General features: G+C 72.6%; 13 protein-coding genes. 10 read left to right on the plus strand and 3 right to left on the minus strand.

The features are described from left to right. Window positions 1–20: 20 nt before the first annotated feature. The 10 genes from IG99_RS29325 (at window position 21) to IG99_RS29370 (ending at window position 10,442) form a co-directional block, all read left to right on the plus strand. On the plus strand, window positions 21–788 hold the full coding sequence (locus tag IG99_RS29325; RefSeq protein ID WP_051866035.1) for a FadR/GntR family transcriptional regulator: 768 nt from the start codon (window positions 21–23) through the stop codon (window positions 786–788). Window positions 789–877: 89 nt separating this feature from the next. Further along, the gene (locus tag IG99_RS29330; protein ID WP_037679034.1) at window positions 878–1,678 is read left to right on the plus strand and encodes an enoyl-CoA hydratase/isomerase family protein; all 801 of its coding nucleotides are present in this window, start codon (window positions 878–880) and stop codon (window positions 1,676–1,678) included. Between the two features lie 2 nt (window positions 1,679–1,680). Next, window positions 1,681–2,661, plus strand: coding sequence for an acyl-CoA dehydrogenase family protein (locus tag IG99_RS29335; RefSeq protein ID WP_037679036.1), 981 nt, complete (start codon window positions 1,681–1,683; stop codon window positions 2,659–2,661). After that, on the plus strand, window positions 2,658–3,806 hold the full coding sequence (locus IG99_RS29340; protein ID WP_037679039.1) for an acyl-CoA dehydrogenase family protein: 1,149 nt from the start codon (window positions 2,658–2,660) through the stop codon (window positions 3,804–3,806). Before IG99_RS29335 ends, IG99_RS29340 begins: the two co-directional genes overlap by 4 nt. Before the next feature lie 14 nt (window positions 3,807–3,820). Next, window positions 3,821–5,395: a FadD3 family acyl-CoA ligase gene (locus tag IG99_RS29345; protein ID WP_037679040.1), complete on the plus strand. Its 1,575-nt coding sequence runs from the start codon at window positions 3,821–3,823 to the stop codon at window positions 5,393–5,395. Window positions 5,396–5,399: 4 nt separating this feature from the next. Next, entirely contained in the window at window positions 5,400–6,578 is a 1,179-nt protein-coding gene (locus IG99_RS29350; RefSeq protein ID WP_037679043.1) for a CaiB/BaiF CoA transferase family protein, read from the plus strand. After that, window positions 6,575–7,375: an enoyl-CoA hydratase/isomerase family protein gene (locus IG99_RS29355; RefSeq protein ID WP_037679045.1), complete on the plus strand. Its 801-nt coding sequence runs from the start codon at window positions 6,575–6,577 to the stop codon at window positions 7,373–7,375. Before IG99_RS29350 ends, IG99_RS29355 begins: the two co-directional genes overlap by 4 nt. Continuing rightward, window positions 7,375–8,511: a thiolase family protein gene (locus IG99_RS29360; RefSeq protein ID WP_037679117.1), complete on the plus strand. Its 1,137-nt coding sequence runs from the start codon at window positions 7,375–7,377 to the stop codon at window positions 8,509–8,511. Before IG99_RS29355 ends, IG99_RS29360 begins: the two co-directional genes overlap by 1 nt. Before the next feature lie 14 nt (window positions 8,512–8,525). Next, complete coding sequence (locus IG99_RS29365) at window positions 8,526–9,674, plus strand: acyl-CoA dehydrogenase family protein (RefSeq protein ID WP_037679047.1); 1,149 nt, start codon at window positions 8,526–8,528, stop codon at window positions 9,672–9,674. Between the two features lie 9 nt (window positions 9,675–9,683). Next, a complete protein-coding gene (locus IG99_RS29370) occupies window positions 9,684–10,442 on the plus strand; it encodes an SDR family NAD(P)-dependent oxidoreductase (RefSeq protein WP_051866036.1) in 759 nt (252 codons plus the stop codon). A gap of 68 nt (window positions 10,443–10,510) precedes the next feature. On the opposite strand, the gene IG99_RS29375 is transcribed toward IG99_RS29370, so the two are convergent. Genes IG99_RS29375 through IG99_RS29385 form a run of 3 tightly spaced genes read right to left on the minus strand, consistent with a single transcriptional unit; the run spans window position 10,511 to window position 14,810 of the window. Further along, the gene (locus tag IG99_RS29375) at window positions 10,511–12,529 is read right to left on the minus strand and encodes a PKD domain-containing protein (RefSeq protein WP_037679049.1); all 2,019 of its coding nucleotides are present in this window, start codon (window positions 12,527–12,529) and stop codon (window positions 10,511–10,513) included. Next, window positions 12,526–13,800, minus strand: coding sequence for an amidohydrolase family protein (locus IG99_RS29380; RefSeq protein ID WP_037679119.1), 1,275 nt, complete (start codon window positions 13,798–13,800; stop codon window positions 12,526–12,528). The genes IG99_RS29375 and IG99_RS29380 overlap by 4 nt, the downstream gene beginning before the upstream one ends. After that, on the minus strand, window positions 13,794–14,810 hold the full coding sequence (locus IG99_RS29385; RefSeq protein WP_234311999.1) for a CoA transferase: 1,017 nt from the start codon (window positions 14,808–14,810) through the stop codon (window positions 13,794–13,796). The genes IG99_RS29380 and IG99_RS29385 overlap by 7 nt, the downstream gene beginning before the upstream one ends. Between the last annotated feature and the right edge of the window lie 33 nt (window positions 14,811–14,843).

A 14,843-nucleotide genomic window follows, 5' to 3' on the forward strand; every position in this document is an offset into this window, starting at 1 on the left:
ACGACGAGAGGCCTGAACCCGTGCCCAGCGCTCACTCCACGCCCCCCACCCCGCGCTTCGACACGCTCACCGTCCCCAAGGCCTCGGACGTGCTGGCGTCCGAGGTGCGTGAGCGCATCCTGTCCGGGGAGTTCGCGGAGGGCACACCCCTGCCGCCGGAACGACAACTGGTGGAGCAGACGGGACTGAGCCGGGCGACCGTGCGGGAGGCGTTGCGCATCCTGGAGGTCGAGCGGCTGGTGGAGATCCGGCCGGGACGCGGAGGCGGGGCTTTCGTGCACCGGCCGGGCCGAGAATCCCTGGCGAACACCGTGCAGTTGGTCATCCGCGGCCAGCAGATCCGGCTGGAGGCCCTGCACGAGACCCGTGAGGCGATCGAGCCCGCGTGCGCCGCGCTCGCGGCCGGCCGGCGCACCGAGCAGGATCTGGCCGACCTGGACGCCGCCCATGCCGAGCTGGTCGACGCCGGTGACGACATCCGCCGTTTCCTGCGGGCCAACGTCCGCTGGCACAACGCGGTGGCGAGGGCGGGCGGCAACGAACTGCTCATCGGGTTCCTCAGCGCGCTCTCGGAGTCGATCTACGCCGCCACGAACTTGGAACGGTTCATGGACACCCGTATCCGCGAGGTCACCGCCCAGGCACACGCGAAGATCACCGAGGCCATCCGGTCGGGTGACGCGGCGGCGGCCCGGAGACGGATGAGCCGCCATGTGTGCGGGTTCGCACGGGCCGCCGCCGAGGTGGACGGCCGGGAACGCGTCGAACTGACCGAGCCCGAAGACTGATCCGCCACCCCACAAGGACGAGAATAAGATTCTCGATTTCGCGCAACACCATTGACATCTTCAGCCTGACCTTTAATAGCATCAGCGGTATGACCGACGTGAGCCCCGTTCTGACCGTGGCCGCCGACGGAGATGTCCGCATCGTCACGCTGAACCGCCCCGACCGCCTCAACGGCGTCTCGGCGGAGCTCCACTTCCGGCTGTCCCAGGTCTGGCGCGAGCTCGCGGAGGACGCCGGAGCGCGGGCGGTCGTCCTCACCGGGGCGGGCCGGGCGTTCAGCGCGGGCGGCGACTTCGACCATCTGCTGCGCCATCACGACGACCCGGAGCTGCGCGAGCGGTCCATCCGGCTCGACCGGACCATCCAGACGGACATGATCCGCTTCCCGCTGCCCCTCGTCGCGGCCGTCAACGGCCCCGCGGTGGGCCTGGGCTGCTCTCTCGCGCTGGGGTGCGACCTCGTGCTCATGGCCGAGGACGCCTACCTCGCGGACCCGCACATCTCGGTGGGCCTGGTGGCGGGCGACGGCGGAGTGACCCTCTGGCCGCTGCTGACGAGCCTGCTGCGCGTGAAGGAGTACCTGTTCACCGGGGACCGCATCCCGGCCGCCACCGCCGTCGAACTCGGCCTGGCCAACCGGACCGTCCCGGGCCCCGATCTCATGGGCGAAGCCCTGGCACTGGCCCACCGGCTCGCCGCGCAGCCCCCGGAGGCGCTGCGCGCCACCAAGGCGGCGCTCGCGGCGGTGGTCGAGCAGGTCTCGCGGGGCGGCATGGAGGCGGCGCTGCTGGCCGAGCGCTCCACCATGACCAGCCCCGACCACATCCGCATCGTGAGCGGCCTCGCCGCCCGGGCGAGCCGCCGTCCCAGCGCCGCCGAGGAGGGCTGAGCGTGGAACGCGACGAGTTCACGCTGGTTCGCGACATGCTGCGGGCGTTCGCGACCCGCTTCCGCAGCGGCTCGGCCGACGACGTCAAGGCCCAGACTCGCACGGACGCACAGCGGGCCTTGGACGAGCTCGGCCTGTCCGGCCTCCGCCGCACCTCCCCGCCGGCCGCCACCGTGCAGGAGTGCGCCCTGCTCGCCGAGGAGCACGGCCGACAGCCCCTGACCACGTCCCTGCTCGGCACGGCGCTGCTCGCCCCCGAGCTGCTGCGTCTCCTCGACCTCGGCGAGCGGGCCGAGCCCGTCCACGGCGACCGCCCCACCGTCGCCCTCGCCGGCGACCTGCGCTTCCCGGACCGCGATGCGGTCGGCCTCGTCGCCTGGGACTGCGACGGCGCGGACACGGCGCTCTTCGTGCATGCCGAAGGCCGCGTGACCGAGCACGAGCTGGGGACCCCGGCACCGACCGCGGACCTGCTGCGCGGTGTGCGGCGGGCCTCGGCCGAGGGCCGCCCCGTCGGCCGGCTCACCCCGGGCGCGCACCAGCGCTGGCAGGCGTACGCCCTGGTCGTGGTGGCGAGCGAACTCGTGGGGGCGGCCCGTTCGTTCGTCGAGCAGAGCGTGGACTACGCCCGCGAACGCCACCAGTACGGACAGCCGATCGGCTCCTTCCAGGCCGTGCAGCACCAGCTCGCCGACGCCACCGTCCTCGTGGAGGCCTGTACCAGCGCCACCCGCTACGCCGCGTGGTGCCTGGACAGCGAAACGCCGGGCCGTGCGCTGACCGCGGCCCGCGTGGCCAAGGCGGAGGTCAACTCCTCGGCCGTGGAGGCCGTGTACGCCGGGATGCAGGTGTTCGGCGGGATCGCCCAGACCTGGGAGCACGTAGCCCACCTGTACCTGCGCCGGGTCCTCGTCGGAGCGACCACGCTCGCGACCACGGCCGACCTGCTGACCGTCCTGGCCGCACCGGAGGCGACGCGATGACGGACACTCCCCTGGACTTCGGCGACCCTGAGGACCTGGAACGCCTGCGCCACGACTTCCGCGCCTGGCTGGCCGGCCACCCGCTGCCCGAACGGCCCCCCGACGAGCCGCTCCCCGTGTTCCTGCACCGCTGGCACCGCCGGCTGTACTCCGGCGGCTGGGTCGGCCTCGACGTCCCGGAGCAGTACGGCGGCCGGGGTCTGACCGCGCTGCACCAGGTCACGGTCAGCGACGAACTGGGGGCGCGGGGTGCGCCCGGTGTCCCCCGCATCGGCTATCTCGCCCACGCCCTGCTGCGGTTCGGCTCCGAGCGGCAGCGCCGCCGGCTGCTGCCGCGCATGCTCTCCGGTGACGACGTGTGGTGCCAGGGCTTCAGCGAGCCCGGCGCCGGCTCGGACCTGGCCGGTATGAGCACCTACGCCGAGCGCCGCCCGGAGGGCCACTACGTCGTCAACGGCCAGAAACTCTGGACGAGTTACGCCCAGTACTCCGGCCTCTGCCTGCTCCTGGCCCGCACTGGTCGCGCCGCTCCGGCCCACACCTCCATCTCGGCCTTCGTGCTGCCTCTGGACCGCCCCGGCGTGACCGTACGGCCGCTGCGTGCGGCGAACGGCGACGACGAGTTCTGCGAACTGTTCCTCGACGAGGTGCGCCTGGAGGAGTCCGAACGGATCGGTGCCGAGGGCGACGGATGGCCGCTGGCGATGACGACGGTGGCGTACGAGCGCAACGCGCTGGACACCGGCCACCTGTCGAAGTACGGGCTGCTGATCGAACGGCTGCGCCGCGCCGCGCACGAGCGCCGCGGCACGCTCCCGGACGGACTGCTGTCGGACATCGGCCGCTGTGCCGTCGACTACCAGGTCCTTGTCGCCCACGCGCGGCGCCGCACCGCCGAGCGCCTCGCCGGGCAGAGCGCGGGACCGGAGTCCTCCGTGGACAAGCTGCTCATGACCCGCGCCGAACAGCGCCTGTACGAGACGGCGTTGAAGGTCTTCCCCGAGGAACTGTACGGGGAGGGCGGCGAGGTCCTGGGCGACTACTTCTACTCGCGAGCCGCGTCCGTGTACGGCGGCACGTCCCAGATCCAGCGGAACATCATCGCCAAGCGGCTGCTGGGCCTGCCCGTCGGCCCTCGTGCCTGATCGGAGCCCTCGTCATGCGACACGACCTGGAATTCCTCAGTATCCCGAACGTGGTGAGAGTCGCCGCCCGGCGGTTCGGCGACGCCCCGGCACTCGTCGACGGCGAACTGCGCCTCACCTTCCGGGGACTGGAGGCCCGGATGATCCACGCGGTGCGATCGGCGCTGGCACTCGGTATCGGGCCGGGTGACCGGGTCGGCCTGTGCGCACCGAACTCGGTCGAGTGGATCGTGACAGCCCTCGGCATCCAGGGCGCGGGAGGTGTCGTCGTACCGCTCAACACCCGTTTCAAGGCGACCGAGATCTCCTACATCCTGCGGAAGTCCGGCGCGAAGGCGCTGTTCGCCGCCGCGTCGTTCCTCGGCACCGACTACATCGCCGAGCTGAGACGAACCGACCCCGAAGTGCCCGCGCTGCGGACCGCGGTGTCGATGCCGGGTGGCGCGGAAGGCCTCTACTGGAGTCAGTTCCTCGCGCATGGCGAGGAGTGCCCCGAGGCTGCCGCCCAGGAGTCCATCGACCGGCTCACTCCGGATCACGTCTCCGACGTGATGTTCACCTCCGGCACAACCGGCCACCCCAAGGGCGTGATCCTCACCCACGGGCAGACACTGCGGGCGTACGGCTGGATGTCCACTGAGTACACCTTCGACGCCTCCGACAGCTTCCTGGTCATCCCGCCGTTCTTCCACTGCTTCGGCTACAAGGCGGGCTGGCTCGCCTCGCTGATGCACGGGGTGACCGTGATCCCCATGGCCGTCTTCGACGCGGGGCGCGCCCTCGAAATCGTTCAAGGAGAGCGGGTGAGCATCGTCCTCGGCCCGCCGACCATCTTCCACGACCTGCTGAACCATCCGCAGCGGTCCTCGTACGACCTGTCGTCCCTGCGGGTGTCGATGACGGGCGGCACGACCATCCCCGAGTCGCTGATCCGGGCGATGAAGAAGGACCTGTCCTTCGACATCGTGCTGAGCGCCTACGGGCTCACGGAGTCGACGGCGCTGGTCACCACGACCAGGGTCGGGGACAGCGAGGAGACGGTGGCCCGCACCACCGGGCGTCCGATCCCGGACGTCGAGGTCCGGATCGCCGACGAAACCGGGCAGGACGTGCCGGCGGGCGAGGAGGGGGAGGTCCTGGTTCGCGGCTACAACGTCACGCGCGGCTACTGGGACGACCCCGCGGCCACCGCCGAGACGATCGACTGCGACGGCTGGCTGCACACCGGCGACATCGGCCGCCTGGACCCTGACGGCAACCTGGCGATCGTCGACCGGAAGAAGGAGATGTTCATCGTGGGCGGCTTCAACGCCTACCCGGCCGAGATCGAGAAGCTGCTCCTCGGCTACGAGCCGATAGCGCAGGCGGCGGTGATCGGGGTTCCGGACGAGCGGCTCGGCGAGGTCGGCTGCGCCTTCGTCGTGCCGAGGCCGGGCGCGGACGTCACGGCGGAGGACGTGATCGCCTGGGCCCGGGACCACATGGCCAACTTCAAGGTGCCCCGCCGGGTGCGCTTCGTGGACCACCTGCCGCGCAATGCCAGCCAGAAGGTCCTCAAGCACGAGTTGCGCGCACGGCTGGGGAGCTGACCCGGTGACGAACGGCGGCCCCCTCGCGGGGATCACGGTGGTGGCACTGGAGCAGGCCGTCTCGGCCCCGATGTGCACGCGCACGCTCGGCGACTTCGGTGCCCGGGTGATCAAGGTGGAGAACCCGAAGGGCGGTGACTTCGCACGGCACTACGACGACGTGGTCGGCGGCCTCGCGGCCCACTTCGTCTGGGCCAACCGGGGCAAGGAGTCGGTGGCCCTGGACCTGAAGTCGGACGGCGGGCAGGCGGTCCTGCACCGGCTGCTGGAGCGCGCCGACGTCCTGGTCTCCAACCTGACCCCCGGCACGACGGCCAAGCTGGGCCTGGCCCCCGCCGACCTGGAGGTGCGCCACCCGGACCTGATCGCGGTGGAGATCGACGGGTACGGCCCCGGCGGGCCCCTCTCCCACAAACGCGCCTACGACCTGCTGGTCCAGGCGGAGTCGGGGGCCTGCTCGGTGACCGGCCGGGAGGGTGCTCCGGCCAAGCCGGGCCCTCCGGTCGCGGACGTGTGCAGTGGGCTGTACGCGGCGCTGTCGGTGCTGGCGCTGCTGTACGCCCGGCGGCCGGGGCAGGTGGCGGTGAGCCTGTTCGACACCATGGCCGAACTGATGGGCTACCCGCTGACCTACACCCGCCACTCGGGGGTCGAGCAGCAGCCGCTCGGCATGAGTTCGCCCGCCGTGTCCCCCTACGGCGCCTACCGCACGGCCGACGGGCAGACGGTCGTGCTCGGCACCACGAACGACCGCGAATGGCAGCGGCTGGCGAGGGAGTTGCTCGGCCGCCCGGACCTGGCGGACGACGAGCGGTTCCGCACGAACGCCGGACGGGTGGAGCACCGCGAGGTTCTCGACGCCGCGATCGGCGACTGGTGCGCGCGGTACGACCTGGGTCACGTCCAGGAGCGGGCCGACGCGGCCGGGATCGGCAACTCCCGCTACAACACGGTCACCGATGTTCTCGACCATCCCCATCTGGCCGCCCGCGACCGCTGGCGGAGGGTCGGCACACCGTCGGGGCCGGTGCCCGCGCTGCTGCCGCCGCCCGTGATCGCCGGGTTCGACCCGCCGATGGGCGCGGTCCCCGGGCTCGGCGAACACACGGACGCCCTGCTGGCCGAACTCGGCTACACACAGCCGGAGATCGCCGCCCTGCGGGCGCGGGGGGCGGTCCGGTGAGCGTGCTGCTGACGAGCGACGCCGACGGCGTGCGGACACTGACCCTGAACCGGCCGCACCGCAGGAACGCCATCGACGCCGAGCTGTGGGAGGCCCTGCGTGAAGCCCTCGCGGCGGCGGGCGGCGACCGGTCCGTCCGGGCGCTGGTCCTGACCGGGGCGGGCGGCGCGTTCTGCTCCGGTGCGGACATTCCCGAGCGGGTCAGCAGCGCCCACCCGCTGTACCGGATGCGGCCCCTGACCGAGGTGACGCTGCTGCTGCACGAACTGCCCGTGCCCACGGTCGCCAAGGTGACGGGGGCGGCGGTGGGAGCGGGCTGGAACCTGGCGCTCGGCTGCGATCTGGTGGTCGCCACGCCCCAGGCGCGCTTCTCGCAGATCTTCGCCCGACGCGGGCTGTCCCCGGACTGCGGCGGCTCCTGGCTGCTGCCGAGACTCGTCGGGTTGCAGCAGGCCAAGCGGCTCGCGCTGCTCGCGGAGACGATCGACGCCGAGGAGGCGAAGGCGCTGGGCCTGGTGACCTGGGTGACGGACACCGACGAGGTGGACACCTTCGTCGACGACCTGACCGCCCGGCTGGTGGCCGGCCCCCCGGTGGCCCACGCCCAGACCAAGGCCCTGCTGAACGAGGGCACCGACCGCACCTTGCGGGACGCCCTGGCGAACGAGGCGAAGGCACAGGCGGTGAACTTCGCGGGCGCGGACGTCCGCGAGGCGTACGCCGCGTTCGCCGCGCGACGCGAACCACTCTTCACGGGCCGCTGGGCCGTGCCGAGCCGACCGGAGGACGACACGTGATACGAGAAGCGGTGATCGCGGCAGCGGTCCGCACCGCGGTGGGAAAGCGCAACGGCGGGCTGGCCGGCATCCACCCGGCCGACCTGTCCGCTGCGGTGCTGAACGCGCTCGTCGAGCGGGCCGGGGTCGATCCGGAGTCCGTCGACGACGTGATCTGGGGGTGCGTCTCCCAGATCGGCGACCAGTCGAGCAACATCGGCCGCTACGCGGTGCTGGCCGCGGGCTGGCCCGAGAGCATCCCCGGGACGACGGTCAACCGGGCCTGCGGATCGAGCCAGCAGGCGCTGGAGTTCGCCGTGCAGGCGGTGCTGTCCGGGCAGCAGGACGTGGTCGTGGCGGGCGGGGTGGAGGTCATGAGCCGGGTCCCGCTGGGCTCGGCCAGGGCGAGCGGAATGCCGTACGGCCCTCAAGTCCTCGGCCGGTACCAGGACTTCTCCTTCAACCAGGGCATCTCGGCGGAGAAGATCGCACAGAAGTGGGGCTTCACCCGGCCCCGGCTCGACGCGTACGCTGCGCTGTCGCACGAGCGGGCCGCCGCCGCGCAGGACAGCGGGGTCTTCGAGGAGCAGATCGTGCCGGTGGTGTGGGTGACCGCCGACGAGGGCGTTCGCCGGGGCACCAGTGTGGAGACGCTCGCGAAGCTCAAGCCGTCCTTCCTGGAGGACGACGGCGTGATCCACGCCGGCAACTCCTCCCAGATCTCCGACGGTGCGGCGGCGCTGTTGGTCACCACCCCGGACAGAGCACGGGAGTTGGGACTGACGCCGCTCGTGCGCCACCGGGCGGGCGCGGTGGTCGGCTCGGACCCGGTGCTGATGCTGACCGGGCCGATCCCGGCCACCGAGAAGGTGCTGGGGAAGGCCGGGGTGGCGCTGTCGGAGGTCGGGGTCTTCGAGGTGAACGAGGCCTTCGCGCCCGTTCCGCTCGCCTGGCTCGCCGAGACGGGTGCCGACCCGGAGCTGGTCAACCCGCTCGGCGGCGCCATCGCGCTCGGCCATCCGCTCGGTGCCTCGGGAGCCGTCCTGATGACCCGCATGATCCACCACATGCGTGACCGCGGCATCCGCTACGGACTCCAGACCATGTGCGAGGGCGGCGGGACCGCGAACGCCACACTCGTCGAACTCGTCGGCTGACGGGGGGCGTTGACGTGCGTCGCGATGTCTTCACCGCCGACCACGAGGCGTTCCGGGAGCTGGTCCGGGACGTCGTGGCCAAGGAGGTGGTTCCGCACTACGCCGAGTGGGAGAAGGCCGGGCGGCTGCCCCGGTCGTTCTTCGAGCGGCTCGGCTCGCTCGGGCTGCTGGGCGTGGCCGTCCCGGAGGAGTACGGCGGAGGCGGGCAGCCCGACTACCGCTACAACGTCGTCCTCCAGGAGGAGGCCGCCCGCGCACTGGTCACACTGGGTACGGTCCGCACCCAACTCGACGTCATCCTGCCGTACTTCCTCGCCTATGCGAACGAGGAGCAGCGCCGGCGCTGGTTCCCCGGGCTGGCCTCCGGCCGGCTGCTGACCGCGATCGCGATGACCGAGCCCGGCACCGGCTCCGACCTCGCGGGAATCCGTACGACCGCCGTGCGCGACGGCGACCACTACATAGTGAGCGGGGCCAAGACCTTCATCACCGGAGGGCTGCTCGCCGACCTGGTGATCGTGGTGGCGCGCACGTCGACCGACCCGGACGACCGCCGGGCGGGGCTCACGCTGCTGGTCGTGGAGAACGGCATGCCGGGCTTCACGCGCGGCAGGGTGCTGGACAAGATGGGCATCAAGGTCCAGGACACCGTGGAGCTCGCCTTCGACGAGGTCCGGGTGCCCGTCGCCAACCGGCTCGGCGAGGAGGGCAGGGCCTTCGGCTACCTCGGGCACAACCTCACCCAGGAGCGGATGACCGTCGCCGTCGGTTCGGTCGCGCAGGCGCGGGCCGCGCTCGACACGACGATCGCGTACGTCAGGGAACGCAACGTGTTCGGGACGCCGGTCGCGTCGTTCCAGAACACCAAGTTCGAACTCGCCGCCGTCGACGCCGAGATCGAGGCCGCGCAGGCCGTGCTCGACCGGGCCGTGCTGGAGCTGGTCGACGGGCGGCTGTCCGGCGCGGACGCCGCGAGGGTCAAGCTGTTCTGCACCGAGATGCAGGCTCGCGCAGTCGACCGGTGTCTTCAACTCTTCGGCGGTTACGGCTACATGCTGGAGTACCCGATAGCCCGGCTGTACGCGGACGCCCGCATCACCCGTATCTACGCCGGGACGAGCGAGGTCATGAAGGTCATCATCGCCAAGTCCCTGGGGTTGTGACACATGTCCATGGAGGACTTCTCCGCCAGGCCGGGCACGGCCTTCGTGGCCGGTGGTACCGGTGGCATCGGCGCCGCGATCGCGAGGACGCTGGCCGAACGCGGCAGCGACGTCGTGTTCACCTACCGCTCCTCCCAGGGAGCCGCGGAGAACCTTGTCCGGGAGATGAAGAGCCACGGCCGTCAGGTCACCGCCGTCCGGTTGGACCTGACCGACGAGGCGGAGACGGCCCGGGTGGTGCGCGGATGCGGCGGTGTGCACACGCTGGTGTACGCGGCCGGGCCGCACGTGCCCATGACCCACCTGAGCAAGGTCACGCCCAGCCGGTACCGCGCCCAGCTGGAGGCCGACGCGGTGGCGTTCTTCAACCTCGTCCATCCCGCGCTGCCGCTGCTGCGGGAGAGCAGCGGCAGCATCGTCGCCGTCACCACCGTCGCCACGCGCCGCTACCCCGTCCGCGACGGGCTCTCCTCGGGCGCCAAGGGGGCGGTCGAGGCCGTCGCCCGTGCCCTGGCCGCGGAGGAGGGCCGCTACGGCGTCCGCGTCAACTGCGTCGCCCCGGGCATGCTCACGGACGGCATCGCGGGCCGGCTGATCGACACGGGCGAACTCGACGAGGACGCCCTCGCCGTCACCCGCCGCAACATCCCGCTGCGCCGGTTCGGACAGGCCCAGGACATCGCGGAGGCGGTCGCGTTCCTCGCCTCGGACCGGGCCCGGTTCGTCACGGGGCAGGCGCTGGGCGTCGACGGCGGGTACAGCGTCTGAAGCGGCGGGGCGAGGGCGCCGCCCCGCGGGCACTGCTGTGGGGGGACCGAGCCTCCACAGCAGTGCCGTCAGCTGGTGCGGCCCGCGTCGGAGCCGTCCGTGCGCGCGACGACCACGCGGACCCGGGCGATGTTGTCCACCCGCGTGAACAGGGCCGAGGCGTCGCCGTCGCGTTCGGAGCGGACGCGTACGGTCACGAAGCGGGTGCCGGGTGAGGAGAAGGCGTGGCGCCGCTCCACGCGGACCCGTTCGGCCGGCGTGACGTCCTCGGTCGCGGGGAACGTGCCGTCGCCGTCGAGATCCCACTGGACCGCGACCACCTTCCCGGCACCGGGCGGAACCTCGCCCACGGCACACAGGGTCACTACCTCCCCGGTCCGCACATCGGTACGGTCCGCGCCGTCCACGGTCAGCCGGACGACGGGCTGAACTCCCCGCCGCCCGGCGGCGGACGACGGCACCACGACCTGCCCGTCGGTCATCGTGCAACCCGTCGAGGCAGCGGGCGGGGTGCCCTGCTCCACCCACGCGCTCAGGTCACGCAGCGCCTGATGCAGGACTCCCAGGTAACTCACGGACCGGGTGGGATCCTCCTGGATCTCCTCGTCGCCGTGGAGGGCGTGGTCCACGTACCAGAGGCGGAAGTGCTCGTCGGTGGCGTCGCCGAGGTGCTGCCGGACGGCCGACCGGTACCAGTGGGCCTGCCAGGGGAACGCCTCCCGGTCCAGGAGGCAGGCGACCACGATCATCTTTCCGGAGAACTCCCCCGTCTGCACCGACCCGCCCGCGCCGAGGGAAAACAGCGGCCCCAACAGTTGGGGCCGCTGCGGCGGGATCGGCTTCCCGGCCGCGTCGCGGAACCGGTCCCAGACCGGGAACCCCTCGGGCGGCACCTGGTGGCGGTGGTAGGTCTGGGCCGCGAGGAAGTTGCTGTTGTCGATGTCCACGCGGTCCCCGGGACGCAGGGCCGTGACTGTAAACGGGTCGTTCCGCTCGTCCAGCAGCGCCAGATCGCCCCGCACTTCGCGCAGGACGAGGGACTGCCCCTCGGCCCGCCCGGAGCGGACGATGAGCTCCGTGCCCTGCGCGTCGCAGGGGGCGGGTACCGCGAGTCGGAGGGCGACGACCGAGCCCTCCTCCGCCGCAGGCCCCCGGAAGGCGTCGTCCACCCCACCCCGGGCGTCCGCCGCCCGCGACACGCCGAGGCCGAGCCGCGCCGCCTCCCGCGCTGTGATCACGGCGGAGATCCCGGAGGCGTGCCGCAGACGGTCGCGGTGGACCGAGGCCCCGGGATCGGCCCCGAGGTACCCGGGCAGCGTCCAGAAGTCCTCGAAGTAGCTGGGGTCCAGCAGGCGCATGCCTCCGTAGAGAGCGGTGAAGGCGTGCATGCCCATCGTGCGGTGGCCGAACCAGGCGCGTGGCGGGAAGCCCATGGCCGTGACCTCGGCGAGCGCCGCCCGCTCCTCGGCGTCGAGGCCCTCGTACGGGTCGCCGCTGCCGCCGGGCTCCAGTGCGTCGACGATGGCGTCGAGCCGGTGCCGGAGCACCCGCTGTGCGTGCATGCGCACGCTGAAGACGTTCGGTACCGCCATGGGACTGCCGATGACGTACGGCACGAAACCGTCCCAGACACCGTCGGTGTTCTCGGCGCCGGCGATGGTCCGGTACCCGCCGCCGCTGCCGCCGTACGCGTACCCGTGCACGCGGTGGGGCCCGTAGACCCACTGGGCGACGACGCGTGAGTGGCGGGCCGCCGCCGCGTTGGCGCGGAAGCCTGCGACGGTCGGGTCACCCGGGTCCGCGCCGCCGCCGTTGGTCTCCAGGAAGTACGCGCCGCTCGACACGGCGAAGGAGATCCTGTCCTCCTGCCCCCGGGCGGTCTGTGCCCGGTGCTCGCTGCCGGGGACGGGGGTGATGTGCTGGAAGAAGCGGCCCTGGTAGGCGTCGTCGGGCGGGAAGTAGATCGAGAACCGGGTGCCGTGGTCGGCGAAGCCACCGTGGACATAGCGGTGGCGCACCGGGGTGTCACGCCATTCGTCCACGTCCGCGTACGGCTTGCGGAAGTCCTCGTCGGGCGTCTCGTTCACTGCGCTCCTTCGTTGTCCGGCGCGGGCTCGGTGATCGGCCGGCCCCGTACGTAGGCGGCCCGTACGGTGTCGGCGGTGAGCGCGTCGAGCGCCTCCCGCAGGGGCACGTGGAGCAGGCACAGGTCGGCCGGCGAGCCGACCGCCACCCGTCGGGGGCGTTCCGGCCGGTGCGGGCCGCCCAGGAACAGTCCCAGTGCCGCGCGCGGGGTGAGGCGCTCTGCCGCGTGGCGTGCGACGGCGGCCCGCATGACGGCCCAGGGGTCATGGGTGCCGTACGGCGCGTCGGTTCCGGCAGCGACCGGGACGCCCGCTTCGGCGAGGCTCCGGCAGCGGTAGAGGTGCGGCCGGTCGTCGGGATGTACCTCGGCGGCGTAGGCCCGGGCCCGCTCGATCGGGAAGTGGGGCTGCGTCACCACGGTCACACCGAGTCGGCGAAGGCGTGGGAGAGCCTCGGCCGGGATCACGGACCCGTGCTCGATCCGGTCTCCCTCGGCCGGGCCCGCCTCCTCCAGGGCGAGGAGTGTGACGAGCAACTGCACGCGGGTGACGCAGTGCACGGCGATCGGCCGGGGCCTTATCGCGGCAACCGTGGCGGCCAGATCTGCGGGGGTGGGCAGGGTCGGGTCGTCGAGCATCAGCTTCACCGGCGGGTCGACGCCCATGACGACGAGCCGCTGGGGCAGGACGGACAGCGTCTGCGCGAGACCGTCGGCGGGGTGCGGGTCGGCGTTGGTGAACCCGGTGACGCCGAGGGCCGCGGCGCGGCGCCCGACGTCGGCCAGGTCGAGCGGCACGGGCGGGAGGAGGGCGCGCAGACGTCCGTCCTCACGCCACAGGCGCCCGTCGGCGCTCTCCAGCCCGGCCGCCCGCAGCGCCGCGCTGTTCAAGAACCACATGGCGCCGCCGCGGTGCTGCACCCGGACCGGCCGGTCCGGGACGAGGGCGTCCAGCGTCCACCGGTCCAGCTCCCCCGCGACGCTCTCGTGGTAGCCGACGGCCCGGACCCACTCCCCCGGCGCCCCGGCCCGCAAGCACTCGGCGAGTTCGTCGCGTCCGTGCACCTCGGCGGGCCCCACCCGCACCGAGGCCGCCTCCGCGGCCAGCGCCGTGAGATGGACGTGGTGGTCGTGGAGCCCGGGCAGCAGCGCCGCGCCACGTCCCTCGACCTGCGCGTCCCCGGCCAGTCGGCGCCCGATCCCGGCGACCCGGCCGCTCTCGACACGGACGTCCACCCGCCCCCGCCCCTCGACCTCCACGTCTCTGATCAGCATGTCGCCGCCGGTGTCTCGGCCTGTGCCGCGGCGCAGGCCGCCATGGACACGCACAGCAGTTCCCCGCCGCCCCGGGCCAGCGAGCGGGCGACGGCGTGGGCGGCGTACAGGCCGGTGACGGGATCGGCGAGCGCGTCGCCGAGGAACACCGGATCGCCGTGCCGGTCGCTGCCCGCCAGTCCGCCGGCGATGGCCGCGTCGTCGCCGAAGGCGATCCGGTCGTCGTCGCGGCCGTACCCGGTAATGCTCACCCACACTCGGCCGGGTCGGGCGGTGAGGAACTCCTCCGCGTGCACCCCGAGCCGCCGCAACGCCCGCGGCCGGGACGCCTCCACGACCACGTCGGCGTCCGCGAGCGCCCCGGCGAGTGCGCCGGAGGCGAAGTCCAGCACCAAGCTCGCGTGTCCCTCATGCAGGCGTCGGTAGAAGTCCGGGTGGCCGAAGCGGGCCCCGTCCGGCCGGGTGGTGCTCTCCACCTTCACGACCCGGGCGCCGGCCAGACCCAGCAGCCGTGCACACAGAGGGCCCGCCCACAGCGCGGACAGATCGACGACCTTCAGACCGGTGAGGTCGCGCGGGCGGGACTGCCCGTGCCGTTCGGCGCGCACCGGCGCGCGGTCGCCGCGCTCGGATCCGAGTGCCGCGGCGGCCATGCCCAGCATCTGGGCTGATCGCACCAGTTCAGTCGCGCCGGTCCGGCGCGCGGCGGTCCGCAGCCCGGCGCGGGGTGCGCCGAGGAGCGCGAGGAGGGCCGGGAGGGTGGCATGGTCGTCGGGGCGGGCCAGATTGACCGCGGCCCAGCCGTCGGCGGTGGCGAGGAGCTGGCAGGAGCCGCCTGCCGAAACCCTGGCCGGGAGGCGGAATCCGGCGAGCTCGGCCCGATCGAAGAGCGCACCGGCGAGGTCGACGGGTACGCCCGTCAGGGTGGCGAAGTCGTCGGCGACGGCGGTCAGGGACCCGAGTCTGCCCTCCACGGTTGCCATCCAGCGGGCGAGAGCGGCATTCTTCATCACGCAAACACCCTTCTCGTCAGAGGTGAAGCA

The sequence above is a fragment of the Streptomyces griseus subsp. griseus genome (genome assembly GCF_000720255.1).
GTDB lineage: Bacteria > Actinomycetota > Actinomycetes > Streptomycetales > Streptomycetaceae > Streptomyces > Streptomyces griseus_I.